This window comes from Parabacteroides sp. FAFU027 (assembly GCF_022808675.1).
Lineage (GTDB): Bacteria > Bacteroidota > Bacteroidia > Bacteroidales > UBA7332 > CAXXIC01.
In genome coordinates this window covers 1-23,836 of sequence record NZ_JAKZKV010000017.1, presented here as the reverse complement: position 1 = coordinate 23,836, position 23,836 = coordinate 1, and the positions used below count along the sequence as shown (strand labels likewise).

Annotated in this window: 21 protein-coding genes; 9 read left to right on the top strand and 12 right to left on the bottom strand. The window is 43.0% G+C overall.

Translation table 11 applies throughout. The annotated features are described in order from the left end of the window. The first annotated feature begins 73 nt into the window (after positions 1–73). The gene (locus MLE17_RS17845) at positions 74–940 is read left to right on the top strand and encodes a fructosamine kinase family protein (protein ID WP_243350133.1); all 867 of its coding nucleotides are present in this window, start codon (positions 74–76) and stop codon (positions 938–940) included. Between the two features lie 63 nt (positions 941–1,003). Here the strand turns inward: MLE17_RS17845 and MLE17_RS17840 are convergent, their stop codons facing one another. Further along, the gene (locus MLE17_RS17840) at positions 1,004–1,984 is read right to left on the bottom strand and encodes a hypothetical protein (protein WP_243350132.1); all 981 of its coding nucleotides are present in this window, start codon (positions 1,982–1,984) and stop codon (positions 1,004–1,006) included. Between the two features lie 13 nt (positions 1,985–1,997). Next, the gene (gene purN, locus MLE17_RS17835) at positions 1,998–2,570 is read right to left on the bottom strand and encodes a phosphoribosylglycinamide formyltransferase (protein ID WP_243350131.1); all 573 of its coding nucleotides are present in this window, start codon (positions 2,568–2,570) and stop codon (positions 1,998–2,000) included. A 258-nt stretch (positions 2,571–2,828) separates the two neighbouring features. On the opposite strand from purN, the gene MLE17_RS17830 reads away from it, so the two are divergent. The 4 genes from MLE17_RS17830 (at position 2,829) to MLE17_RS17815 (ending at position 8,247) form a co-directional block, all read left to right on the top strand. After that, a complete protein-coding gene (locus tag MLE17_RS17830) occupies positions 2,829–3,065 on the top strand; it encodes an acyl carrier protein (RefSeq protein ID WP_243350130.1) in 237 nt (78 codons plus the stop codon). 21 nt (positions 3,066–3,086) lie between these two features. Next, entirely contained in the window at positions 3,087–4,349 is a 1,263-nt protein-coding gene (gene fabF, locus MLE17_RS17825; RefSeq protein WP_243350129.1) for a beta-ketoacyl-ACP synthase II, read from the top strand. A gap of 2 nt (positions 4,350–4,351) precedes the next feature. Beyond that, entirely contained in the window at positions 4,352–5,263 is a 912-nt protein-coding gene (gene rnc, locus MLE17_RS17820) for a ribonuclease III (RefSeq protein WP_243350128.1), read from the top strand. Between the two features lie 68 nt (positions 5,264–5,331). Then, positions 5,332–8,247 (top strand): DEAD/DEAH box helicase, encoded by a 2,916-nt coding sequence (locus tag MLE17_RS17815; protein WP_243350127.1) that lies wholly within the window; start codon positions 5,332–5,334, stop codon positions 8,245–8,247. A gap of 1 nt (position 8,248) precedes the next feature. Here the strand turns inward: MLE17_RS17815 and MLE17_RS17810 are convergent, their stop codons facing one another. Continuing rightward, on the bottom strand, positions 8,249–8,743 hold the full coding sequence (locus tag MLE17_RS17810; RefSeq protein WP_243350126.1) for a DUF4251 domain-containing protein: 495 nt from the start codon (positions 8,741–8,743) through the stop codon (positions 8,249–8,251). Positions 8,744–8,763: 20 nt separating this feature from the next. Further along, positions 8,764–9,126: a hypothetical protein gene (locus MLE17_RS17805; protein WP_243350125.1), complete on the bottom strand. Its 363-nt coding sequence runs from the start codon at positions 9,124–9,126 to the stop codon at positions 8,764–8,766. Between the two features lie 182 nt (positions 9,127–9,308). Between MLE17_RS17805 and MLE17_RS17800 the strand changes: the two genes are divergently transcribed. After that, the gene (locus MLE17_RS17800) at positions 9,309–9,632 is read left to right on the top strand and encodes a PadR family transcriptional regulator (RefSeq protein WP_243350124.1); all 324 of its coding nucleotides are present in this window, start codon (positions 9,309–9,311) and stop codon (positions 9,630–9,632) included. A 129-nt stretch (positions 9,633–9,761) separates the two neighbouring features. Continuing rightward, on the top strand, positions 9,762–10,853 hold the full coding sequence (locus tag MLE17_RS17795) for a PspC domain-containing protein (RefSeq protein ID WP_243350123.1): 1,092 nt from the start codon (positions 9,762–9,764) through the stop codon (positions 10,851–10,853). A gap of 59 nt (positions 10,854–10,912) precedes the next feature. Here MLE17_RS17795 and MLE17_RS17790 read toward each other — a convergent pair whose 3' ends face one another. From MLE17_RS17790 to MLE17_RS17780, 3 genes are all read right to left on the bottom strand, one after another. Further along, entirely contained in the window at positions 10,913–11,305 is a 393-nt protein-coding gene (locus MLE17_RS17790; protein ID WP_243350122.1) for an HIT family protein, read from the bottom strand. A 33-nt stretch (positions 11,306–11,338) separates the two neighbouring features. Continuing rightward, positions 11,339–11,809, bottom strand: a complete 471-nt coding sequence (gene greA / locus MLE17_RS17785; protein WP_243350121.1) for a transcription elongation factor GreA — start codon at positions 11,807–11,809, stop codon at positions 11,339–11,341. 142 nt (positions 11,810–11,951) lie between these two features. Continuing rightward, positions 11,952–13,094, bottom strand: a complete 1,143-nt coding sequence (locus tag MLE17_RS17780) for a thioredoxin-like domain-containing protein (RefSeq protein WP_243350120.1) — start codon at positions 13,092–13,094, stop codon at positions 11,952–11,954. 282 nt (positions 13,095–13,376) lie between these two features. Here MLE17_RS17780 and pnp point away from each other — a divergent pair, with 282 nt between their 5' ends. Then, the gene (gene pnp, locus MLE17_RS17775) at positions 13,377–15,515 is read left to right on the top strand and encodes a polyribonucleotide nucleotidyltransferase (RefSeq protein WP_243350119.1); all 2,139 of its coding nucleotides are present in this window, start codon (positions 13,377–13,379) and stop codon (positions 15,513–15,515) included. A 175-nt stretch (positions 15,516–15,690) separates the two neighbouring features. On the opposite strand, the gene MLE17_RS17770 is transcribed toward pnp, so the two are convergent. From MLE17_RS17770 to MLE17_RS17750, 5 genes are all read right to left on the bottom strand, one after another. Beyond that, complete coding sequence (locus tag MLE17_RS17770; protein ID WP_243350117.1) at positions 15,691–16,446, bottom strand: succinate dehydrogenase/fumarate reductase iron-sulfur subunit; 756 nt, start codon at positions 16,444–16,446, stop codon at positions 15,691–15,693. A 12-nt stretch (positions 16,447–16,458) separates the two neighbouring features. Beyond that, positions 16,459–18,402, bottom strand: coding sequence for a fumarate reductase/succinate dehydrogenase flavoprotein subunit (locus MLE17_RS17765; protein WP_243350115.1), 1,944 nt, complete (start codon positions 18,400–18,402; stop codon positions 16,459–16,461). 41 nt (positions 18,403–18,443) lie between these two features. Beyond that, complete coding sequence (locus tag MLE17_RS17760; RefSeq protein ID WP_410795640.1) at positions 18,444–19,058, bottom strand: succinate dehydrogenase cytochrome b subunit; 615 nt, start codon at positions 19,056–19,058, stop codon at positions 18,444–18,446. Between the two features lie 372 nt (positions 19,059–19,430). Continuing rightward, a complete protein-coding gene (locus MLE17_RS17755) occupies positions 19,431–20,144 on the bottom strand; it encodes a class I SAM-dependent methyltransferase (protein WP_243350111.1) in 714 nt (237 codons plus the stop codon). Beyond that, a complete protein-coding gene (locus tag MLE17_RS17750) occupies positions 20,144–21,781 on the bottom strand; it encodes an ABC-F family ATP-binding cassette domain-containing protein (RefSeq protein WP_243350110.1) in 1,638 nt (545 codons plus the stop codon). Before MLE17_RS17750 ends, MLE17_RS17755 begins: the two co-directional genes overlap by 1 nt. A gap of 435 nt (positions 21,782–22,216) precedes the next feature. Between MLE17_RS17750 and MLE17_RS17745 the strand changes: the two genes are divergently transcribed. Then, positions 22,217–23,632: a family 43 glycosylhydrolase gene (locus MLE17_RS17745; protein WP_243350109.1), complete on the top strand. Its 1,416-nt coding sequence runs from the start codon at positions 22,217–22,219 to the stop codon at positions 23,630–23,632. Positions 23,633–23,836: the final 204 nt, after the last annotated feature.

Genomic DNA, 23,836 nt, shown 5'->3' with positions numbered 1-23,836 from the left:
CTAATGCTCATCAAAGTGGATGACATTATATGCGAGTTCCATACGTAGCCAAAACAAAAATAAATAATGACGTATGAAAACCTTCAATCAACAACTGACAGACAGGATTGAATCTATACTGAACGGAAAAATAACATCCGTTATCCCTGTCCCCGGAGGAGATATCAACCGGGCTTTTCGTATTTCAGTAGGACACGACAACTTTTTCATCAAGATAAACTCCTCTGTAAAATTTCCGGATATGTTTCGCAAAGAGGCCCGGGGACTGCAACTTCTGAGGGATGCCGACGGGTTACATATTCCGCAGGTAATTGCGTTTGAAGTAGTGGATGATACCACATTCCTGCTCATGGAATTCCTGCATCCTGGCAACCGGTCGCCTCATTACTGGCGGGATATGGGCCGTGGACTGGCAACCATCCACAATACAACAGCATCTGTCTTTGGCCTGGAAGAATCGAACTATATCGGGTCATTGGTGCAACAAAACACACAACACTGGAGCTGGACCGACTTTTTTGTTCAGGAAAGAATTGCCCCAATGATCAAACGGGCGCATGACCATCATCTGATCAGTAAAAAACTGGAGCAACAATTTAATAGTTTCATGAGTAAGGTCGGAGAGATATTTCCACTTGAAGCACCGGCGTTGTTACACGGCGACCTCTGGATTGGAAACCAGATACCGGATGCTTCGGGAAATCCCTGCCTGATCGACCCGGCGGTATATTTCGGACTCAGAGAAACTGATATTGCCATGACCCGGTTATTCGGTCATTTCAGCACGGAGTTTTACCATGCTTACAATGAAATATTCCCGTTGCAACCGGGATGGGAAGAGCGTATGGATTACTACAATCTTTATCCGTTACTGGTACACCTCAATCTGTTTGGCTCGTCTTATTTGCCTCAGATCGAGGATATCCTCGAAGCGTTTTGATAAAACAAAAAACCGCAGAAACTCCGTGAAGTTTTTGCGGTTCTTCGTTCCTATGATAATTGATCAGGGCTGATACCCCGACTCCTGAAGAATCGTTTTTCCATCTGTTTGCTGAAACAATTCAGAAACGGGGATATCCTGCTTTTTCATGTAGGACTCCACAATGCGATACCCCATCCACACGCCTACCTTTGCCGGTGACGCTTGTCCGAAAAAGGGTGTAAAAGGAGCTTCTCCGGTATATTTTGCTTCCAGCACAGGGTCAGTCGAATAGAGATGCTGATTGTCTGCCATATACAGCCAGACTTCTTTCTCTGACTTTGTCAGCCAATTCCATTGTTTTTTGTTGTATCCGAATAACTGTTCCGGCTTTGCATCCGGTAGCAACAAGCTCAGTAAATAGTGGATTTTCCCCTGATAAACCATCAGGTCCAGCAGATTTTGTTGTTTGGTCAACGGAAATTTACCAAACAAATAGGCCTTCAGTGCATCTACTACAATCCGGTCAGATTGCATATCAGACAATTGATAATCGTAGTAATATCCTTTGTACAACGGATAATCCTTACCCAGGTACTTATCTCCCGCAATAGAGACATAATCGCCGACCGTAATTACCGACTGGCTCAATCCGGACAGGTGCATCCGAAACTTCGGAAGCGGGCTTTTTGGGAAAAGCTCTTTGTATCTGCCAACTGCTTCCCCCAACCTTTTCTCCAGTGCGCTGAGATCTTTATAGCGATATTGCTCATCAGCATAGATTTTCATCAGCGTTGAGTCACTGAAAAAGCTATGCAAAGCCTCCATCGTTTGCATCCGTCCGGCCTGCGGTGCGTGAAGGATCCCACTTAAGTACAAGGGGAGAAAATCGTGATATTTCTTTAAAAACTTCTCCTCTGCCGATGACGAACCCGGATTTATCAGAATCTGGTAAAGTTCGGTATCAAAACGTTCAATCTTCAGTTGCTCCGGTTTCACCTCTTTCTTACAGGAAACAAGAGCGACCGTCAAAATAAGGCAAAGACTCCAAAATACTTTTTTCATTTGCCCGAAACAATCACTTATCATTTAAAAGCAGCTCTTCAATCACTTTGGGGAAATACTCGTATTCAAGAGCATGAACTTTTGTGGCTACATCATCCGCGGTATCCTCTTTCAGCACCGGGCATTTTGCCTGAAAAATGATAGCTCCCTCATCGTAGTGCTCATTCACATAATGAATGGTAATTCCTGACTCCGTTTCTCCGGATTCTATAACGGCCTGATGCACACGTTCGCCATACATTCCTTTGCCACCAAACTTAGGCAATAGCGCCGGGTGGATATTGACAATTTTACCATCAAAAGCTTCCAGCAGATTCTGAGGTACTTTGAGCAGGAATCCGGCCAGAATAATCCACTCCGCACCGCTTTTTTTGATAGCATCCAATAAAGCCTCAGTTTCATTCATCTCTTTTTTGGTAAATACAAAAGAGGGAATCCCCAGCTTTTTGGCTCGCTCCAACACGTATGCATTGGGGTTGTTTGAAAGGATCAATGTAATCTCCGCAATGCCTTTTCCTTTAAAATAATTGGCAATATTCTCGGCATTTGAACCGGAACCTGACGCTAAAATGGCAAGTTTTTTCATCTAATCTATCTATTTGTTGTATATTTGCACCCGAAAACAGCGCAAAGGTCGGTTTTTATTGCTGATTTCAGGCTATAAAAACTCTGTATTATTGTAATAAATAACACGGAAACAGCGCTCCAAATTGCACAACACACGCACAAATGCGCACAAAATGGCAATAATTAGTCGTTTTATTGTGTAGTTTGGAGAAAAATACCTTACTTTGCGCTGCAAAATTAAGAAACTATATTTACTAATTCACTAAAAACTTAAGTCATGTCTGAAATTGCATCTAAAGTAAAAGCGATTATCGTTGACAAATTGGGAGTAGAAGAATCAGAAGTAACTCCAGAGGCAAGCTTCACTAACGATCTTGGAGCTGATTCACTTGACACTGTAGAGTTGATCATGGAATTCGAAAAAGAATTCGGTATCTCTATTCCAGACGATCAAGCTGAGAAAATTGCTACTGTAGGCGACGCTATCGCTCACATCGAAGCAGCTACTAAGTAATTGTCTTTACTTTAGTAATTTATGGAATTAAAAAGAGTTGTAGTAACGGGTCTGGGAGCAATTTCACCACTCGGCAATAACGTACAGGACACCTGGAGCGCTATGCTGAATGGAGTAAGTGGTGCCGGGCCTATTACTCTTTTCGATGCTTCCAAGTTCAAAACTCAGTTTGCCTGCGAAGTAAAAAACTTCGACGCAAGCAAATATTTCGACCGTAAAGAGTTGCGTAAATTCGACCGTTACGCTCAGTTTGCCGTAGCTGCCGCCAAAGAAGCTATCGAAAACTGTGGTGTTGACCTCGAAAAAACCGATTGCGATGAAGTAGGTGTTATCTTTGCTGCCGGTATCGGTGGTATCGGTACATTCGAACAAGAGATCGGTTCATACTACAAAAACGAAGAAAACGGCCCGAAATTCAATCCATTCTTCATCCCGAAGATGATTGCTGACATCGCTGCCGGTCACATCTCTATGATGTACGGTTTCCGCGGTCCGAACTTTGGAACTGTATCAGCATGTGCTTCTTCAACCAACGCACTGATCGACGCATTCAACTATATCAGACTGGGAAAAGCAAATATGATTGTAGCCGGAGGAGCTGAGGCTTCTATTACACCTGGCGGTGTGGGCGGTTTCAACTCTTTGACTGCTTTGTCGACCCGTAACGACGAACCGACAAAAGCTTCCCGTCCGTTTAGCAAAAGCCGTGATGGATTCGTAATGGGTGAAGGTGCTGCTTGTCTGATTTTGGAAGATCTTGATCACGCCTTAGCACGCGGAGCAAATATTTTGTGTGAGGTAGTTGGTGGCGGTATGTCTGCTGACGCTTATCACCTGACAGCGACTCACCCTGAAGGGTTGGGTGCGAAACTGGTAATGGCTAGAGCATTGAAAGATGCCGGCATGAATCCTGAAGACATTGATTACATCAACGTTCACGGTACTTCAACTCCGGTTGGGGATATCTCTGAATCGAAAGCAATCAAAGATGTATTCGGCGAACATGCTTACAAACTGAACATCAGCTCAACCAAATCGATGACTGGTCACCTTCTTGGTGCTGCCGGAGCTATCGAAGCGATTGCATCTATACTGTCAGTTGTAAATGACATTGTACCTCCAACCATCAACTTTACTGAAGGAGATGAAGATGAAAATATTGACTACAAGCTCAATTACACCTTCAACCAGGCTCAGAAACGCGAAGTAAGAGCTGCTCTTTCTAACACATTTGGTTTCGGTGGACACAACGCAAGTATCATCGTTAAGAAATTTGTTAAGTAATCGTGCTTAAGAATTTATACAGAAAAATACGGCTCTTTTCGAATAAGAAGAAAGAGCCGTATTTACTTTACTCCAAAATCCTCGGATTCTACCCCAATGACATCGAGGTTTACGAACAGGCCTTTTTACATAAATCCTCCTCTCTAAAAAACGAAAAAGGCAGATGGGTCAATAATGAACGCCTTGAATTCCTGGGTGATGCCATTCTTGATGCTATTGTTGCAGATATTGTTTACCACAAATTTGAAGGAAAAAAAGAGGGCTTCCTCACCAACACGCGTTCCAAAATCGTTCAGCGCGAATCGCTAAACCGGATCGCCCTTGAGCTTGGACTGGATAAATTTATCGTTATCTCATCCCGCACCAAATCTCACAACAGCTGTATTTACGGCAATGCTTTGGAAGCACTTATCGGCGCTATCTACGTTGACCAGGGCTATGAAAAATGCCGCCAGTTCGTAGAGAAGAAAATGCTCGAGCCATACATCGATCTGACACACATCGCCCGCAAAGAGGTCAACTTCAAATCAAAACTGATTGAATGGAGCCAGAAATACAAAATTCCGATCGAATTCAGCCTTATTGAATCGTTTACCGATAACGACAACAATCCCGTATTCCAGACTCAAACTCTTATCTCCGGAATCTCCGCCGGCGTAGGAATCGGCTATTCAAAAAAAGAATCGCAACAGAATGCCGCCAAAATGGCTATGAAAAAGATCCAGACCGACAAGGACTTTAGCGAGCTGATTTTCAAAGGAGTGAATCCGGCTGAAGGTGACGAAGATTTGAATGATCCGGACATTTACAATGACGAGGAAAATCCGGTTCCCCCGGTAATCGTTACAGAAAATCAGCCAGAGCCGGAAACATCTACACCGGAAGAACCGAAGAAAGAACCTAAAGCTGAATAAACATCCTTTTTCATATATTCCCCGCTTTGTATTTGTTTTTCGGTTAATTTTGTCCGATATTGTCCATTATGTCGGAAAAGTTAGTCATCACCCTGCTGCATGAGCACAAAACCTTGGGAGCGCTCGTATATCCGTATGTCGCTCAGGTTCTGAGTCCGATTGCTATGCAGTTACTGGAGCCGCTGACTCCAGAATGTGCCAATAACTATCCGGAACTTGTATCGCCGGAAATCAGCAGACTAATTACCTATTCTGATAAATATAGCGAACATGCACTATTCAGGCTGTTCAACAAAGACAAAAAGCAAAAGTTTAAGGAGTTTATCGAGCACATTGACGAAGATACTTCTGACAAGACGATCCGTCCATACATCGAAAAATACCAGACGAAGGTTCTGGCTATAATAAAACAAACTGCGACTCCTCTTTTCATAAAAGATTCTTTTGACCAAACGGTTTCCACAGCATGTCGCATTCATATATCCGACATGGAGTACACCCCCCATTTTCACTTTAACAGAAATGAAAATGGTTTTCAATATACACTTCAAATCAAGTCCGCAAAGGGGCTATTGGATATCCTCCATTCCAAAGCAACGATTCTTTGTCAGTTTCCCTGTTGGCTCCAGATTAACCGTGAGTTATACCACATCAACGGTATCGAGGCAAGCAAACTCAAACCCTTTTTGAAAAATCCTCATATCTGTATTCCAAAGCATTTAGAGGAAACATATTTCAAAGGCTATATAGCAGAAGCCATCAGACGGTTTGAAACCACATCTGAAGGCTTTACCATTGAATACCAACAACCTGAGCCTCATCCCTTACTGGTATTAACCCACACACTCGACTTCCGACTAGCGTTTGAATTACAATTCAGCTATAATGGTTTGTTACTCAAATCAACAGACAACCAGCCCGTATTTGTCAAAACGGAAACTCAAAACAATGAATTTAAAGCCTTCAAAATCATCCGCAATAACGATGTAGAATCCCAATGGAAGGCCAGATTGGAATCGGATGAATTCATTCAACTTAAAAACGGATTGTTCTCTCTGGAGCTAGAAGATGTAGACGCATTGAAAGAAACCTACCACACCATCAACTGGTTGAATTTCAACAAAGAATATATTCACACAATTGGTTTTGACCTTGACGAGCAGATTCTGAAGGATGAGTATTTCACCAATGACATTGATTTAATCATCGAAACCGGAGAAAAGACGGATTGGTTTGACGTAAATATCAAAGTCAGATTTGGCGAGTTTTTAATTCCCTTTTCCAAACTCAGGAATAACCTCAAAGAGGGAAACCGTGAATTCATACTTCCAGACAAACGCATAGCAATAATCCCGGAAGAGTGGTTTGCCCGATTCCGCGATCTGGTGGAACTGGGAAAAGTAAATCAGGAGGGAAACTTCGAACTCCCCAAATTTCATTTCAACCTGTTAGAACAAATTAGCGGCATTAAACAATACGATTCAGCTCTGCTGTTTACAGAAAATAAGCTCGTTTCACTCCCTTTAGCCTTAAAAGCCCAATTGCGCCCTTATCAGGAAACTGGCTTCCAATGGATGTACCAACTTCAGCAAAACGGGTTCGGTGGCATTCTGGCGGATGACATGGGACTTGGAAAAACTCTTCAGACCATTACTCTTATAGCTAAATTGCGGGAGGAAGAATATCCGGCATCCAACTTCCAACAGAATGCTCAACTGGATATATTTGCTCCACCTCCCGTTATTGTGAAACCCATTCTGATAGTTATGCCACTCTCCCTTCTCTTCAACTGGGAAAGGGAAATCAGAAAATTCGCACCAACTCTTCAAGTAAGAAACCTGACCAACGAAACAGCATGGCGAAATCACGGTGTTCCACTTTTTACCGATATCGCTATTATTTCGTACGGAACTATGCGCAATTATGCCGATAAATTAGCCAAAACGGAATTTCGATGCCTTATTCTGGATGAAAGCCAAAACATCAAGAATCCTACTTCAAAAACCTATCAGGCTGTTATGAAACTGAAGGGGGATTTCAGGGTTTCTATTTCCGGCACTCCCATCGAAAACAGGCTGGCAGACTTATGGGCACAATTCAATTTCATCAATCCGGGATTGTTGGGCAATTACACCTACTTCAAACGGGAATTTGCAGCTCCCATCGAAAAGGGCGACCAGACCGGCAAACAGGAGCGTTTACAAAAACTTATCCAACCTTTTCTGCTCAGAAGAACGAAAGAAATGGTTGCACCTGATCTTCCGGAACTGACCCAGCAAACCATCTTCTGCGATATGAGTCAGTCTCAACGTTCTCTGTACGAAACAGAAAAATCGAGAATCAGAAACTGGGTGATGGACAATATCTCCAGAGTTGGCGTGAAACGTTCGTCAATCATAATACTGAAAGCACTTCACACTCTAAGGCTGATGGCCAATCACCCGGCTCTCTCCCACCCCGATTACAAAGATGATTCAGGAAAAAGCAACATTATCTTTGAATACCTCTCTGACATTGTGGAACAGGGTCATAAGGTGCTGATTTTCTCTTCCTATGTACGACATCTGCATCTGGTGGAGCAACATCTGAAACAAAAGGGAATAGGCTACGAGAAGCTAACCGGTAGCCTGAAGCAGAAAGAGCGCATTGAGGCTGTTGCCCGTTTCCAGGAAAATACAGATAAATCAGTTTTTCTTATTTCTTTAAAGGCAGGAGGCATCGGACTCAATCTGACAGCTGCGGATTACATTTTCATCCTTGATCCATGGTGGAATCCGGCCGCTGAAGCACAGGCACTCAACCGGGCGCACCGCATCGGACAGGATAAAAAAGTTTTTGTTTATCGTTTCATCACCCGACAAACGATCGAAGAAAAAATCCAGCAACTTCAGGAAAAGAAAAGCGAATTATCCGCCCTGATTCAGAGGACGGATAATCCGCTTAGCCAACTAAAAGCAGAAGAACTCTCTGCTTTACTGGAATAATTTATTTGACCATCTGCCCGGAAAACCGGATGAAACTTCGTTTATCACAGGTCACACCTATACTGGCGTATCCTTCCGGGCCGATCTCAACTACAAACCGATAATTATCCTCTTTCGTTTTGGCATTGAAGTTAATTGTGAAACCTTTCTTTGAGGAATATATCTTCTTGTAATTTGAATACGGCTCCATAAATTCCAGGCCTCCACGATTCGGATCCATTGGAGCAACATAAGCCCTGCCATAATATGGAAGCCAGGACAGCACAGAATCGTTGCGAATCTCCAGTGTATACACTGACGTTAAATTAATAACCCCTTCTGATACAGTACCCGGCATAGGATACGCCTGATTCACCTCAATCTTAAACTTTCCGGAGTCGATACGTTGGACAATCCAGGCGTATTTATCAACCTTTCCTAAAACAGACTTACCTGAAGAACAAGACATTATCAAAAAAGAGATTAATGCTAATCCTATGAAATTAATGGTTTTCATGATTACTATATTTTATACTGCTACAAATGTTTCACTAATACTCCTGTCCAATTGTGGTCGATAGAGATATGCGAATATGGCTTATACCCATAATGGGACATGTGATCAGCCAGTTTTACCTGATTCAAACCATGATGGCCTTTCCTGGATACTTTAGGATAAACAATCCAGAAAATGGTCTCCCGGGAGCATACTTGTATTGCCCGTCCAATCGTGTGTAGAAAATTTTCCTCGTCCCGTACAAACTGAATCAGTAAATCTGGATGCAGGCAGGGAGTCTGACCGATCAGACCAACAAAATAACTTTTCAATTCAATGGGCACCGACATCATAAGGGTCTTCATACCCGGATAGTACTTTAGCCTTGATAATATTGCATTCATTTATTTGAGTTTTAAAGATAAGACACACAACAACTTTTCCTTCCATTTTCTGAAAAACCATTTCATATATAAACACACCCAATACTTTTCCTGTTCATTCTCAAAAACATATCCTCAAACATAGTATTATGTGTTGCATAGTACCTTATCTGATATTATCTTTGTAAAATAAAATTGGGAACATGAATATAGAAAACGTAAAGTCACAGATGCGGAAAGGGGTATTGGAGTACTGTATCTTACTGATTCTAAACAAAGGAGAAGCTTATGTATCGGACATTATCCAATCTCTGAAAGATGCCCGACTGATTGTAGTAGAAGGCACCCTATATCCCTTGCTCACACGGCTTAAGAACGATGAACTACTCTCCTATACATGGAAAGAGTCTTCGCAAGGACCACCGCGTAAGTACTACAATCTGACAGAGAAAGGACACACATTCCTGACTGAACTTGAAAAATCATGGAATGAACTGAATGAGACAATCCTGAGTTTAAAAAGATAACACAAGTCGCTAATGCATATTCTTATAAAACGAGCATAAAGAAATATTCATCTAAGAGCATGACATTATAAATGATACCGATAGCTATCTGGTACCATATGTAACCAAAACAAAAATAATTAATGACATATGAAAAAGACACTGACTATAAATCTCGCAAATACGGTCTATCATATTGACGAAGATGCTTACAATAAGCTCCAGGTGTATTTCGAAAATCTAAGAAAGCATTTTTCTAACGAAGAAGATGCCAATGAAATACTAACAGATATAGAAGCCCGGTTTTCAGAGTTATTTAACGAAAGGCTGAAGTATGGCATGCAGGTAATCACACTAAAAGAAGTGGATGAGACTATTGGCATTATGGGAAATCCAAATGAATTTGAAGACACGACCGATCACCCTGATGCCAACGGTGAAAACAGCGAATCAAATGATGAAAAGACGCCTCAGAAGAAAAAACGCAGATTATACCGGGACATCGAGAATCAGAAAATTGCGGGAGTCGCTGCCGGTCTGGCTGCATATCTGAATGTGGATGTTACGCTGATACGAGTGATACTTCTTTTACTGGTATTGATTGGGGTCGGTTCCATTATTCCAATTTACCTGATATTATGGATTGCCATTCCAGAGGCACACACGTCCGCGCAAAAACTTGAAATGCGTGGAGAAGAACCAACCATCGAGAATATCAAAAACTTTGTCAAAGAAAATGTGGAGCGGGTTGCCGAAAAGGCAGAAAAGGAGATAAAAGCAGCCCGCGAAAGGAATTTTTTTCAAAAAGCAGGTGATGGGCTTATAGAAATCATCCAGGCTGTCGCCAAAGTGCTAATGGCTTTAATTGGTGGAGTATTTGGGCTATTAGGATTAATAATACTACTTATGCTTTTGGCCTCTATTGCTTTTGTAGTACCGTTCCTTATTACAGGAGCCAGCTCTCCGTTTTTCCCATTCGGTTCCAACATTTACATTGAAGGATATAACATCGGCAATCTGGCTATGTATCCGCAGTTAATGGTTTCGTTATTACTGTTTATCGGAATTCCGTTGGGAGCGATTGCTTATGCTATTTTCCAGAAAATATTCAACTGGAGACCCACCTCTAAAAGCACCGGATGGATCTTGGTTGCTATTTGGCTGATCAGCTTCACTCTGACAATGTATTACGGAATAATTTACGCTCACGAAATATTCGTTTTAAATTCAACCAACCTATAAAGCAAAAGCAGAAGGGGGCGTTTTCATTGTGAAAACGCCCCCTTCTGCTTTTATAATTTTTAAAACTTACAGCGGATGGATTCTGCGATCAAAGCCATTTCAGCAGCGCTTAAACTCAGTTTCGGATTTGAAAAATTCAAATCTCCCTCCGAGTGTAATGGCACCAAATGAATATGAGCGTGAGGCACTTCCAGGCCAATAACAGCAACTCCAATGCGTTTACACGGAACTGCGGCTTTGATAGCGCCTGCCACTTTTTTGGCAAAAACGGTCATTTCAGCCAGAAGAGCATCATCCAAATCAAAGATGTAATCCGTTTCCTGACGGGGAATAACCAGCGTATGTCCTTTTGTCAACGGGCTGATATCCAGAAAAGCATAAAATTTATCGCTTTCGGCTATTTTATAGGAGGGTATTTCACCGGAAGCAATTTTGCTGAAAATAGTTGCCATAGTGATTAGATGTAGGTAAATCCGGTTACTAAATTAAATAGAAATATCTACGACTTCAAAAGTCATCAAGCCAGATGGAACGTTGATTTCAACAACATCACCCACTTTTTTGCCTAACAACCCTTTAGCAATAGGCGTATTCACCGCAATCTTTCCTTCTTTCAGGTTAGCTTCGGTTTCAGACACAAGCATATATTGCATTACTGCATTATTCTTCGTGTTACGAATCTTCACTTTATTCAGAATCTTCACGCTGTCAGTCGTAAGTTGAGATTCATCCAGCAAACGGGCATTAGCTACGACATCTTTCATTTGCGAAATCTTCAACTCCAAAAGACCTTGTGCCTCTTTGGCTGCATCATACTCGGCATTTTCGGACAAGTCACCTTTGTCACGCGCTTCAGCAATCTGCTTAGAAATCTCGGGACGTTTAACTGTCTCCAGATAGCTAAGGTCTTCCAACAATTTTTTGTAACCTTCTTCGGTCATATAATTAACCGCCATATATCCTCCTGTTTTTTGTTTAGTGTTTATAAAAATAAAAAGAATCCCAATCAGATGATTGGAACTCCTTTTCTGCGTTTTTTCTAATACGTAAGTGCAAAGATAAACGAATTTCTCTCTTTTTCTATAAGAGGGCTATAAATTATAGCATTTTTTCAACCTCAGCCTTCAGCGTTTTAAGATTATCAACTCTCTTCACCACTTCTCCTTGTTTATTGAGAATAAAGAAAGTGGGCAATTCCGACACATTATAAGTGCGCGCATATTGAGAATACTGTCCATCAGCATCTCTCACACAAATCCAGGGTAGGTTAGCCGCTGACACCTTCCAATAATTCTCATCCGGATCAAGCGACACCTGATATATTTCAAATCCTTTAGCTTTACAAGAGGAATAAATGCTTCTCAATTCAAGATTAACTTCGGGTGAAAATTTAGTTTGATAAGCTGTAAAGCTCAACAATACCACCTTACCAATTTGAGAAGACAACTTTTGGGTACTACCTTTTTTATCAGGAAGCGTTACTTCAAAATTTCCTTTTACACTCACCTGCTCTTCTTTAATCTGAATTGGTTTTGGAGCACGGGTAGCTTTCATAGCCTGCAAGGTAAACTCTTTGAGGTGTTTAGATCGAGGATTATTGGGGTGGTACACATCATAAGACGTAGCCACTGCCGCAAAAGCCCTGAGGTCTTCTTTTTTGTATGGATCAAAAATCAGGTATCCATGTATCTTTTGAAACAAAGCAAAATATGCAGCTCCTGATTTAGGATTTCCGAAGATATACCGGGAAGCCTCTGCCTTATATTTCTTCAATATATTTTGTACCGTTGAGTCAAACTTCTCTGTTGAAATCAATTTTGCCTGATTCAATTTGAGGAGAGAATCTATTTTTAATTTTGTCTGAATAGCTCCAATATTCATCTTCTGTATTTGAGCACAATTCTCAGAACCTTGCACCAAATACGATGTTGCAAACTTTCCGGCGTTTGCCTTGATATCAATCTCCTCCGTTGAATCAACCGATAAGTTAATTAGCTGATCTTTTAGTCTTAACCGATAAAATTCTGGAGAAAACTCAGGGGCTTTTTGTTTAAATTTGAACTCACCATCCGAAGACAAAATAACGGAATCAAGTACTTTTACTTCATTCATGCCGACTTGCTCTAAGAAAAGCGTATCTCCTTTAGCACTTTCAACCTTACCGGTAACAGAAAACTTATCAGATTTCCCGCATGATACCAACGCCAACAATGCGGCACCGTAAACAACTATTTTTCTCATGTAACGAATATAAATTTAAGGTCTTCAACCTGTCAAAATCCATTGCAAACTTACGTAATTATTTTTCAAAATCAGAATCTCTGTTTTAAAACATCTGCATCAAATTCGACAAATCATTTTCACCCCACAATTTCAGCTGTACAAAATCAGGCTTAAAGGGATTTCATTGGTTATTTGAAGCCATCTTTAAGCGGAATTTTTGTCATTATCATTCCATTACCATTAAACTTTGCTTATCTTTGCGTGATTTTAAGAAGATGTAAAAGAATAGAGAATTAAATTATGCTTAATCCAATCGTTAAGACAATCGAATTGGGTGATGGACGTACCATCACCATCGAAACCGGAAAGCTTGCCAAACAAGCTGACGGTTCGGTAATGGTTCGAATGGGAGGAACCATGTTGCTTGCAACTGTGTGTTCGGCGAAAAACGCAACTCCCGGAACCGACTTTATGCCGTTATCGGTAGAGTACAAAGAGAGATATTCTGCTTATGGTCGTTTCCCGGGCGGTTTTACCAAGAGAGAAGGTCGTCCTTCTGATGCTGAAATCCTCACTTCACGCTTAGTTGACCGCGCTCTGCGCCCCCTTTTCCCAGATGATTATCACGCTGATACATTTGTAAACATCATGCTTTTCTCAGCAGACGGTGTAGATATGCCTGACTGTCTGGCTGGTTTGGCTGCATCAGCAGCATTAGCTGTTTCTGATATTCCTTTCAACGGACCAATCTCTGAAGTGCGTGTTGCACGTATCGACGGTAAATACATAATCAATCCTTCATTCGACCAACTGAAACAAGCCGACATGGATATTATGGTAGGTGCTACCATGGACAATATCATGATGGTGGAAGGTGAAATGGAAGAAGTTTCTGAAGCTGAATTGCTCGAAGCTATGAAAGTGGCGCACGATGCAATCAAAGTTCAATGTCAGGCTCAGATTGAATTAGCTGAGATGGTTGGCAGCACTGAAAAACGTGAATATTGCCACGAAGAAAACGACGAAGATTTGCGCAAAGATGTTTGGGCTAAATGCTACGACAAAGCTTATGTCGCTGCATCATCTTGCAACCCTGATAAACATGCCCGTGCTGAGGCTTTCGAATCAATTTTAGCTGAATACAAAGCTGGATTGAATGAAGAAGAAGTTGCAGCAAAAGGCGCTATGATTGCTAAATATTACCACGACGTAGAAAAAGAAGCTATGCGTCGTAGCATTCTGGATGAAGGTAAACGTCTTGACGGACGTACAACTACCGAAATCCGTCCTATCTGGTGCGAGGTAGATTACCTACCGGGACCTCACGGTTCGGCCCTGTTTACCCGTGGTGAAACTCAGTCATTGACTACCGTAACTTTAGGGACCAAACTGGATGAGAAAATCATTGATGAAGTTTTGGAAAAAGGTCGCGAACGCTTCCTGTTGCACTACAACTTCCCTCCTTTCTCAACCGGAGAAGCTCGCCCTTCACGTGGTGTTGGCCGTCGTGAAATTGGTCACGGAAACCTGGCTCACCGTGCTTTGAAACGTATGATTCCTGCAGATTGTCCATATTCTGTACGTGTTGTATCGGATATTCTGGAATCAAACGGCTCGTCATCAATGGCAACTGTATGTGCAGGAACGTTGGCGTTAATGGACTCTGGTGTTAAAATCAAGAAACCCGTTTCAGGTATCGCAATGGGATTGATTACAGATAAAGGTAACGTGAAATTCGCCGTACTTTCTGATATCCTTGGTGACGAAGACCACTTGGGAGATATGGACTTCAAAGTAACCGGAACTAAAGACGGTATCACTGCGACCCAAATGGACATCAAAGTAGATGGTCTGTCTTACGAAATTCTGGAAAAAGCTTTAGCTCAGGCAAAAGAAGGCCGTATGCATATTTTGGGTAAAATCACCGAAACTATCGATGCTCCACGTGTAGACCTGAAACCTCACGCTCCACGCATTGAAGTTGTTATTATTCCAAAAGAATTCATTGGAGCAGTGATTGGCCCAGGTGGAAAAATCATTCAGGACATCCAGGAAAAATCTGGCGCAGTCATAACCATCGAAGAAATTGACGGTGCTGGTCGCGTAGAAATTGCCGGTAACAACCTTGAATGTATCAATATCGCTCTTTCCCGCGTAAAAGCTATCGTTGCTGTTCCTGAAGTGGGCGAAGTTTACAAAGGTAAAGTAAAATCAATCATGGCATTCGGTGCTTTCGTTGAGTTTATGCCGGGTAAAGATGGTCTGCTTCACATCTCTGAAATAGACTGGAAACGCTTCGAAACAATGGAAGAAACCGGACTGAAAGAGGGTGATGAATTGGAAGTTAAACTTCTTGACGTTGACAAGAAAACTGGCAAGTTCAAGCTTTCTAGAAAAGCCTTGTTTCCACGTCCTCCAAAACCTGAAAACAAACAGTAATCACTGAACAATTCAGATATTCAAGCAGATAGATTTTCATTAATCTATCTGCTTTTTTTATGACCAATACTCATCACATTACAGCTCATAATATCTATTTAGGCTCTTCATATCAGGACATAAAAAAGCCGCTCTACTATTGCAGAGCGGCTTTATATACTAAATAATCAGATTATTAATCCTGGAACTTAGCTGCAATAAACTCGCGGTTCAGACGAGCAATATTGCTGATAGAGATATTTTTAGGACATTCAGCTTCACAAGCACCAGTGTTGGTACAGTTACCGAAACCAAGTTCGTCCATTTTACCAACCATCGCTTTTGCACGACGGGCAGCTTCTACACGACCTTGTGGCAACAATGCAAACTGGCTAACTTTAGCAGAAACGAACAACATTGCAGAACCGTTTTTACAAGCGGCAACACAAGCACCACATCCAATACAAGAAGCTGAGTCCATTGCTTCGTCAGCATCTACTTTAGAGATAGGAATTGCATTAGCGTCAGGAATACCACCTGTATTTACAGATACGTAACCACCAGCCTGCATGATTTTATCAAAAGCTGAACGGTCAACCATCAAGTCGCGGATTACAGGAAAACCTGCAGAACGCCATGGTTCGATAGTGATAGTTTCGCCATCTTTGAATTTACGCATGTGCAACTGGCAAGTTGTTACATCTTCGTCTGGTCCGTGTGGGTGACCATTCACGAACAAAGAACACATACCGCAGATACCTTCGCGGCAGTCGTGGTCAAATACCACTGGTTCCTTACCTTCATTCACCAATGACTCATTGAGAATGTCCAACATTTCGAGGAACGAGCTATCGGTAGAGATACCGTTCAATGAATAGGTCTCGAATGCACCTTTTTCCTTCGGACCTCTCTGACGCCAAACTTTCAGCGTTATATTGATTGTTTTTTCCATTGTTTCTTAAGTTTACGCTTTGTAGTTACGTTGTTGAACTTTTACGAACTCGTAGTTCAGGTCTTCTTTCAGAAGCTCAGGCGCTTTGTCTTCACCTTCAAATTTCCAGCAAGCTACATATGAGAATTTATCATCCTGACGCATAGCTTCACCTTCCTCTGTCTGAAATTCTTCACGGAAGTGACCACCGCAAGACTCTTCACGGTTCAACGCGTCACGAGCCATCAGTTCACCAATCATGATGAAGTCTTCCAGACGAAGTGCTTTTTCAAGCTCTGTATTCAGGTCGCTTCCGGAACCCGGGATACGAACATTTGAATAGAAGTCTTTACGCAATTCTACGATTTTCTCCAAAGCTGTTTCGAGGCTTTCTTTTGTACGAGCCATACCTACGAAATCCCACATGATGAGACCCAGTTTTTTGTGGATTGAATCAACAGAGTGCTGTCCTTTTACGTTCATCAAACGATCGATACGAGCCTGTACATCTTTTTCTGCTTTTTCGAATTCAGGCAATGAAGTGCTGAAACGTGGAACACGGATTTGATCAGCCAGATAGTTCTGGATAGTGTAAGGCAATACGAAGTAACCGTCAGCCAAACCTTGCATCAATGCTGATGCACCCAAACGGTTAGCACCGTGATCAGAGAAGTTAGCTTCACCAATTGCGAACAAACCAGGGATAGAAGTTTGCAATTCGTAGTCAACCCAAACACCACCCATTGTGTAGTGGATAGCTGGGTAAATCATCATCGGAGTTTCGTATGGATTTTCGTCAACGATTTTGTCATACATTTGGAAAAGGTTACCATAACGAGCTTCTACTGTTTTCTGACCAAGGCGGTTGATAGCATCTGAGAAGTCAAGGTAAACAGCCAAACCGGTAGAACCAACACCGAAACCTGCATCACAACGTTCTTTAGCTGCACGAGAAGCAACGTCACGAGGGACAAGGTTACCAAATGCAGGGTAACGGCGCTCCAAATAGTAGTCGCGATCGTCTTCTATGATTTGAGTTGGTTTCAGTTTGCCAGCGCGGATAGCTTCAGCATCTTCTTTTTTCTTAGGCACCCAGATACGTCCGTCATTACGAAGGGACTCAGACATCAGAGTCAGTTTAGACTGGAACTCACCGTGTACAGGGATACAAGTTGGGTGAATCTGAGCGTAACATGGGTTAGCGAAGTAAGCTCCTTTTTTGTAAGCCTGGATAGCGGCAGAACCGTTAGAACCCATAGCGTTAGTAGAAAGGAAGAAAGTGTTTCCGTATCCACCGGTAGCGATAACCACTGCGTGAGCTGAGAAACGTTCGATTTTACCGGTAACGAGGTTGCGGGCAATGATACCACGAGCACGACCGTCGATGATTACAACGTCGAGCATTTCGTAGCGGGTATAAAGTTTTACAGAACCTTTGCCTACCTGACGGCTCAATGCTGAGTAAGCGCCAAGCAACAACTGCTGTCCTGTTTGTCCTTTTGCGTAGAAAGTACGTGATACCTGCGCACCACCGAAAGAACGGTTATCCAAAAGACCGCCGTATTCGCGAGCGAAAGGTACACCCTGAGCGACACACTGGTCAATGATACTACCAGATACTTCAGCCAAACGGTGTACGTTAGCCTCACGAGCACGGTAGTCACCACCTTTGATGGTGTCGTAGAACAAACGGTAAACTGAGTCACCGTCATTCTGATAGTTTTTAGAAGCATTGATACCACCCTGTGCAGCAATAGAGTGTGCACGACGAGGTGAATCCTGAATACAGAAGTTCAATACGTTGAAACCAAGTTCACCGAGTGAAGCAGCTGCTGAACCTCCGGCAAGACCTGTTCCGACAACGATGATGTCCAAACGGCGTTTGTTAGCCGGGTTAACCAATTTTTGATGTGCTTTGTAGTAACTCCACTTTTCAGCCAATGGCCCCTGAGGAATTTTAGAATCTATTTTTGACATAACAAATATTTTTCTGAATGGATAATCAAATTACTCGCGGATTAAAGGCTCTTCAGGAAGAATACTACAACTACAAGAGCAAATCCAAGGAATACGATGGTAGAGAAAATGTTTGAAATGCATTTCAAACGGTTGAACCATACTTTACCGTTCCAACCCACACTTTGGAACATACTCCAGAATCCGTGAGTCAGGTGGAACCACAAAGCTACAAACCAACCCAGATAAAGAACGACATAAACCGGATTAGCAAATAATTGCTGTACCAATTCCGCGCCTGATTCTGATTGACCGCTTACCAATCCGGCAAACATCATTTTGTACCAAAAGTTAAACAAGTGCAATACCATGAAGCCAAGAACGATCGCACCCAATACATACATGTTTTGAGAAGTCCATTCTACAGTTTTAGGCGTTGAAGTTACTGCATAACGTTCTGTACCACGAGCTTTGCGGTTCTGAAGAGTCAGAATAGACGCATAAACGATGTGGATAACAAAACCGGCAGCAAGCACAAGTGTACCTACCAAAGCATACCAGTTTATGCCTAAAAATTCACACACCGCATCATAAGCCTCGGTAGAGAAAACCGCTACCAGGTTCATGGACATGTGAAACAACAAAAACAGAATAAGGAAAAGGCCTGATACACTCATGATCAGTTTTCTCCCAATTGACGAATTAAGAAGCCACATAAAGATTTAATTTAGATTTAAATAATTGATTGATTTATGTATTGTATATCTTAAGGCCTATTTTTTGCACCCGCAAAAGTACAGCTTTAGCTCTTATCATACAAATAATATTACGGAAATATTTCCACAATCAATTATCTCAAACGAATAAAATGCTGCTAATATAAGTCAGGAAGTGTGGAATATTCCACAATGGAAGAAAATCAGCAACAATTTATCAATAAGGCAAGAATCTTACTTTTGTTTCCAAAGCCTACAATTCATATAAAAAATCCGCTAAACATTGGCGTGCCACCTCTGTTTAACGGATTAATGATGTAAAATATCGTTGTTCTACAACGTCAGTTCTGCGAGATAATGATAATGGTCATCTTCGTAGAGCTTCTCACATTTGAAGCCGTGTTGGTGAGCCAATGCCTCCAGTGTATCGAAGTCAATATAAATCCAGTCAAAATCGACTCCTTTATAATTGCCGAAGTCCATGCGGTAAGTCATTTCACCGTAATAATCGGCATTGAGATTAATCAGGGCACTGCCATCTTCCTCCTCATACATATAAATGATATTCGAGGAATCCATGACAATTTTACCGCCCGGATTCAACATCCTCTTTGCCTGAATGAAAAATTCGGGGAATTTGTCCAATGACTGCACAATACCGATGCCATTCATCAGAAGGAGCAATGTGTCGTATTTCTCTTCTTTCATTGAAAAGAAATCCTGAAGACGCGCAGCTTTGACACCACGCATTTTCATTACTTCCACAGCGCCTTCCGAGATATCAATCGCCGTCACTTCTTTACCCTGGTTTTGCAACCAAAGGGCATGACTTCCCGCTCCTGCACCGGCATCAAGTACCCTGCCTTCACATCGGTTCAATGCAATCTGCTCAATCTCGGGCATTTTATCAAAGGAGCGAAAGAAAGTAGCGACATCCCACTTTTCCGTTTCAGCCAAATCACTATGAACGGTAAATTTGGCGTTTCTCATGCCTTTCTGGTAGGCCAGCAGACCTTTGCCATAGGCATCTTTATCGATTATCTTCATTATGCTTTTCTTTCCAGTTCGCGAAGGTTCTCCATTTTCTTGTGTTGAAGGAATTCATAGATGCCTTCGAGGTGTTCGGTTACCTTCTTGTTTCCAAACTCATATACTTTAGTCACCAATCCATCCAGGAAGTCGCGATCGTGCGATACCAGGATCAACGTTCCGTCAAATGCCTGCAACGCTGCTTTGAGGATATCCTTCGTCTTCATATCGAGGTGGTTGGTCGGCTCATCGAGAATCAGCAGGTTCACAGGTTCAAGTAACAGTTTCAATAACGCCAGACGGGTACGTTCTCCTCCCGAAAGTACTTTTACCTTCTTCGTAGAAGCTTCCCCGCCAAACATAAACGCACCGAGCATATCCTTGATTTTGTTGCGAATGTCCCCTTCAGCCACATCATCGATGGTTTGGAATACGGTCAGGTTTTCATCCAGCAACGATGCCTGGTTTTGGGCAAAATAACCAATCTGCACATTGTGCCCGAGGGTCAGATGGCCGTCGTGCTCAATCTCCTTCATGATACATTTGACCAAAGTGGATTTACCCTCACCGTTACGTCCCACAAACGCAACCTTTTCACCACGTTCAATCATAAAATTGGCATTGGCAAAAACCAAATGGTCGCCGTAGCTTTTGGCAACACCATCTGCAGTTACGGGGTAAGAACCCGAACGGGGGGATGGCGGGAAACGCAGTCTCAAAGCCGAAGTATCCTCTTCGTCCACCTCGATCAGCTCCAGCTTCTCGAGCATCTTCACACGCGACTGCACCTGAAGGGTTTTCGAATATGTGCCTTTGAAGCGCTCAATAAACTCCTTATTTTCGGCAATCATCTTTTGCTGCTCTTCGTAAGCCTTCTGCTGTTGAGAACGACGGTCTTTGCGAAGCTCCAGGTATTTCGAATAATTTACCTTATAGTCATAAATGCGGCCCATCGTTACCTCAATGGTACGTGTGGTGATATTATCGACAAAAGCGCGGTCGTGCGAAATCACCACTACTGCCTTGGCACTGGTCGTGAGGAACTCCTCCAGCCATTGGATAGAGTCAATATCGAGGTGGTTGGTCGGCTCATCAAGCAGAATGACATCCGGATTACGCAACAGAATTTTCGCCAGCTCGATACGCATGCGCCAGCCCCCGCTGAAATCACCGGTCGGACGGGTAAAGTCTTCGCGGGAGAATCCCAGTCCCAGCAAAGTCTTCTCCACCTGCTCTTCGTAGTTGGTCGCATCAATGCTGTAAAACTTCTCGCTCAGGGTAGAGACTTTCTCGATCAACTCGTAATAGCTGTCCGAATCGTAATCGGTGCGCTCTGCCAGTTGTTTATTCAGCTCTTCAATCTCCGCCTCCATTTCAAAGAGTTGGGAGAAAGCCTGCGATGTCTCTTCAAATACCGTGCGGCTATTTTCCGTCATCAAGTGCTGAGGCAGGTAAGCGATGACTGTATCTTTGGGAGCTGACACTTTTCCGCGGCTGGGGCTGCGTTCACCGGCCAGCACTTTGAGCAGCGTTGATTTTCCCGCACCGTTTTTACCCATCAGGGCGATGCGGTCTTTCTCATTGATTACAAATGAAATATCCTGAAAGAGTGGCGAACCGCCAAATTCCACCGTTAGTCCGTCTATCGAAATCATAAAACTGTTTGAAAATTAAGGCGCAAAGATAGGCAAAGTTTGAGGAACAGGGAAACCGGATGGCTCTTTTGATAACGCGAACCCGTAAATGACGAGGGTAGTTTCCGTAGCTTAGAGATCGGTTGGCGAAACCTAGAGGAGGGTTAGCGAAACCTAGAGAACGGTTAGCGAAACCTAGAGGATGACCTTCGAAACCTAGAGACCGGTTAGCGAAACCTAGAGGATGACCTTCGAAACCTAGAGACCGGTTGGCGAAACCTAGAGGACGACCTTCGAAACCTAGAGACCGGTTGGCGAAACCTAGAGGATGACCTTCGAAACCTGATGCACAAAATTACCCCGATAAAGTCAGATAATCCATGACAATAGAGGTGACTGACATTTACCTTAAATGGTCAAATCGCTATCTTTGCCTTTGCAAAAGCCATAAAAACAATGAAGAAAACATTCCTAACCGCACTATGCTTTTCGGTTACGATGGGGATATTTGCCCAAAAAGGAAAGGTTACCAATCAGCCGTTGGTACCCGACAATCTGGCAGACCCTACCATCGTACAATTTGGAGATACCTATTATCTGTATGCGACCAGTGACATTGGCGACCAGAAATCCGACCTAAGTACCTCTGGCAAACCCGTCGTATGGAAATCCAAAGACTTCGTCAACTGGAGTTTTGAGGGGGTTATTATTCCCGGTATCGACTGGAACAAATACCGTTACTGGGCTCCCGGTCGCGCCATTTTCAATAAAGGTAAATACTACCTCTACTTCACCTGCGAAGGCCCGACACATGTAGCGGTGGCCGATTCACCCGAAGGTCCGTTCAAATTGGTCAACGGCCCCGAAACCTTTACCGGTAAGGAGACCGACTCTGCCGTTGCACCGGACATAGATGGCTGTCCTTTTATCGATGATAACGGCAAGGGATATATCTTCTGGCGCCGCCGAAAAGCAGCCGAACTGACCGACGACTATCTTAAAATCAAAGGCAATACCATTGACATCCCCACCGGTTGGAAAGGCTATTCGGAAGGCCCGCAAATGTTTAAGCGCAAAGGCATTTACTACTATTTATATACAAATGGCGGATATGCAGATTACCAATACGGATACGTGATGAGCAACAAATCGCCGCTCGGCCCGTTCACAACACCGGAAAATGACATCATTTTATCCTCCGATACAAAGCAAAACATCTGGGGCCCGGGCCACGGATTTGTTTTCAATAAGAATAATACGGATGAATGGTTCTTCGTCTATCTCGACTACGGAATCGGCGGAACGAGCCGTCAGATTTACGTCTCACCGCTGAAATTCAATGCCGACGGAACTATCCAACCGGTTAAAATCAACAATAACGGTGTCGGCTACTTTGCCAAAAGTACGATGCCCAAAGAGTTGAAATTCCCGCATGCCGTGGCGACTGCCTCCTCTTACCGTCCCGACATGACTGTCATTCCGCATCGCTGGCGAAACCAGAAAGACCTGAAGTTTCACCTTCCCGACTCGCTGCCGAAACGGGAAATCAACTTCGCTCCGGCCAATGCCCTGGATGATTCCAACTACACCCGCTGGTGGGCATCACCCGATGATAGCGTCAAGTGCTGGCAGGTCGATTTAGGCAAAACGGCCAACATCAACCGCTGTAATATTTTCTTTGTCCATCCATCTTTAGGACACGTTTTTACACTTGAGAAATCCCTTGATGGTAAAAACTGGCAAAAAATATATGCAGAAAATGAACGTACCACCCGTTCACCTCATACCGCCAATAAAATCGGAACCACCCGCTACCTCAGAGTCCACATCCTGGAAGGACAACCGGGCATCTGGAATATCAAACTGTACTAACCTGAAAGGGGATTGAACATAAGTGTTTCAATCCCCTTTCTTTTTGGGCGAGCCCCTGCGGGTCGGGCTATCCGCTACGAGTTCCCGTCCTGAAATACAGTCCGGGAAGCTCTCCGCTTCTATCCCTCTCGCCTGGGTGCGGATTGCAGTCCTCTTGATAACAAATCCCCTCCGCATCCGTTCTATAGTCATGCCATTTTGTGC

Bases quoted from the DNA above. Each gene is read 5' to 3' on its own strand.
- MLE17_RS17845 (WP_243350133.1), top strand. From the start codon at position 74: ATGAAAACCTTCAATCAACAACTGACAGACAGGATTGAATCTATACTG.
- MLE17_RS17840 (WP_243350132.1), bottom strand. From the start codon at position 1,984: ATGAAAAAAGTATTTTGGAGTCTTTGCCTTATTTTGACGGTCGCTCTT.
- purN (WP_243350131.1), bottom strand. From the start codon at position 2,570: ATGAAAAAACTTGCCATTTTAGCGTCAGGTTCCGGTTCAAATGCCGAG.
- MLE17_RS17830 (WP_243350130.1), top strand. From the start codon at position 2,829: ATGTCTGAAATTGCATCTAAAGTAAAAGCGATTATCGTTGACAAATTG.
- fabF (WP_243350129.1), top strand. From the start codon at position 3,087: ATGGAATTAAAAAGAGTTGTAGTAACGGGTCTGGGAGCAATTTCACCA.
- MLE17_RS17815 (WP_243350127.1), top strand. From the start codon at position 5,332: ATGTCGGAAAAGTTAGTCATCACCCTGCTGCATGAGCACAAAACCTTG.
- MLE17_RS17810 (WP_243350126.1), bottom strand. From the start codon at position 8,743: ATGAAAACCATTAATTTCATAGGATTAGCATTAATCTCTTTTTTGATA.
- MLE17_RS17805 (WP_243350125.1), bottom strand. From the start codon at position 9,126: ATGAATGCAATATTATCAAGGCTAAAGTACTATCCGGGTATGAAGACC.
- MLE17_RS17800 (WP_243350124.1), top strand. From the start codon at position 9,309: ATGAATATAGAAAACGTAAAGTCACAGATGCGGAAAGGGGTATTGGAG.
- MLE17_RS17795 (WP_243350123.1), top strand. From the start codon at position 9,762: ATGAAAAAGACACTGACTATAAATCTCGCAAATACGGTCTATCATATT.
- MLE17_RS17790 (WP_243350122.1), bottom strand. From the start codon at position 11,305: ATGGCAACTATTTTCAGCAAAATTGCTTCCGGTGAAATACCCTCCTAT.
- greA (WP_243350121.1), bottom strand. From the start codon at position 11,809: ATGGCGGTTAATTATATGACCGAAGAAGGTTACAAAAAATTGTTGGAA.
- MLE17_RS17780 (WP_243350120.1), bottom strand. From the start codon at position 13,094: ATGAGAAAAATAGTTGTTTACGGTGCCGCATTGTTGGCGTTGGTATCA.
- pnp (WP_243350119.1), top strand. From the start codon at position 13,377: ATGCTTAATCCAATCGTTAAGACAATCGAATTGGGTGATGGACGTACC.
- MLE17_RS17770 (WP_243350117.1), bottom strand. From the start codon at position 16,446: ATGGAAAAAACAATCAATATAACGCTGAAAGTTTGGCGTCAGAGAGGT.
- MLE17_RS17765 (WP_243350115.1), bottom strand. From the start codon at position 18,402: ATGTCAAAAATAGATTCTAAAATTCCTCAGGGGCCATTGGCTGAAAAG.
- MLE17_RS17760 (WP_410795640.1), bottom strand. From the start codon at position 19,058: ATGAGTGTATCAGGCCTTTTCCTTATTCTGTTTTTGTTGTTTCACATG.
- MLE17_RS17755 (WP_243350111.1), bottom strand. From the start codon at position 20,144: ATGAAGATAATCGATAAAGATGCCTATGGCAAAGGTCTGCTGGCCTAC.
- MLE17_RS17750 (WP_243350110.1), bottom strand. From the start codon at position 21,781: ATGATTTCGATAGACGGACTAACGGTGGAATTTGGCGGTTCGCCACTC.
- MLE17_RS17745 (WP_243350109.1), top strand. From the start codon at position 22,217: ATGAAGAAAACATTCCTAACCGCACTATGCTTTTCGGTTACGATGGGG.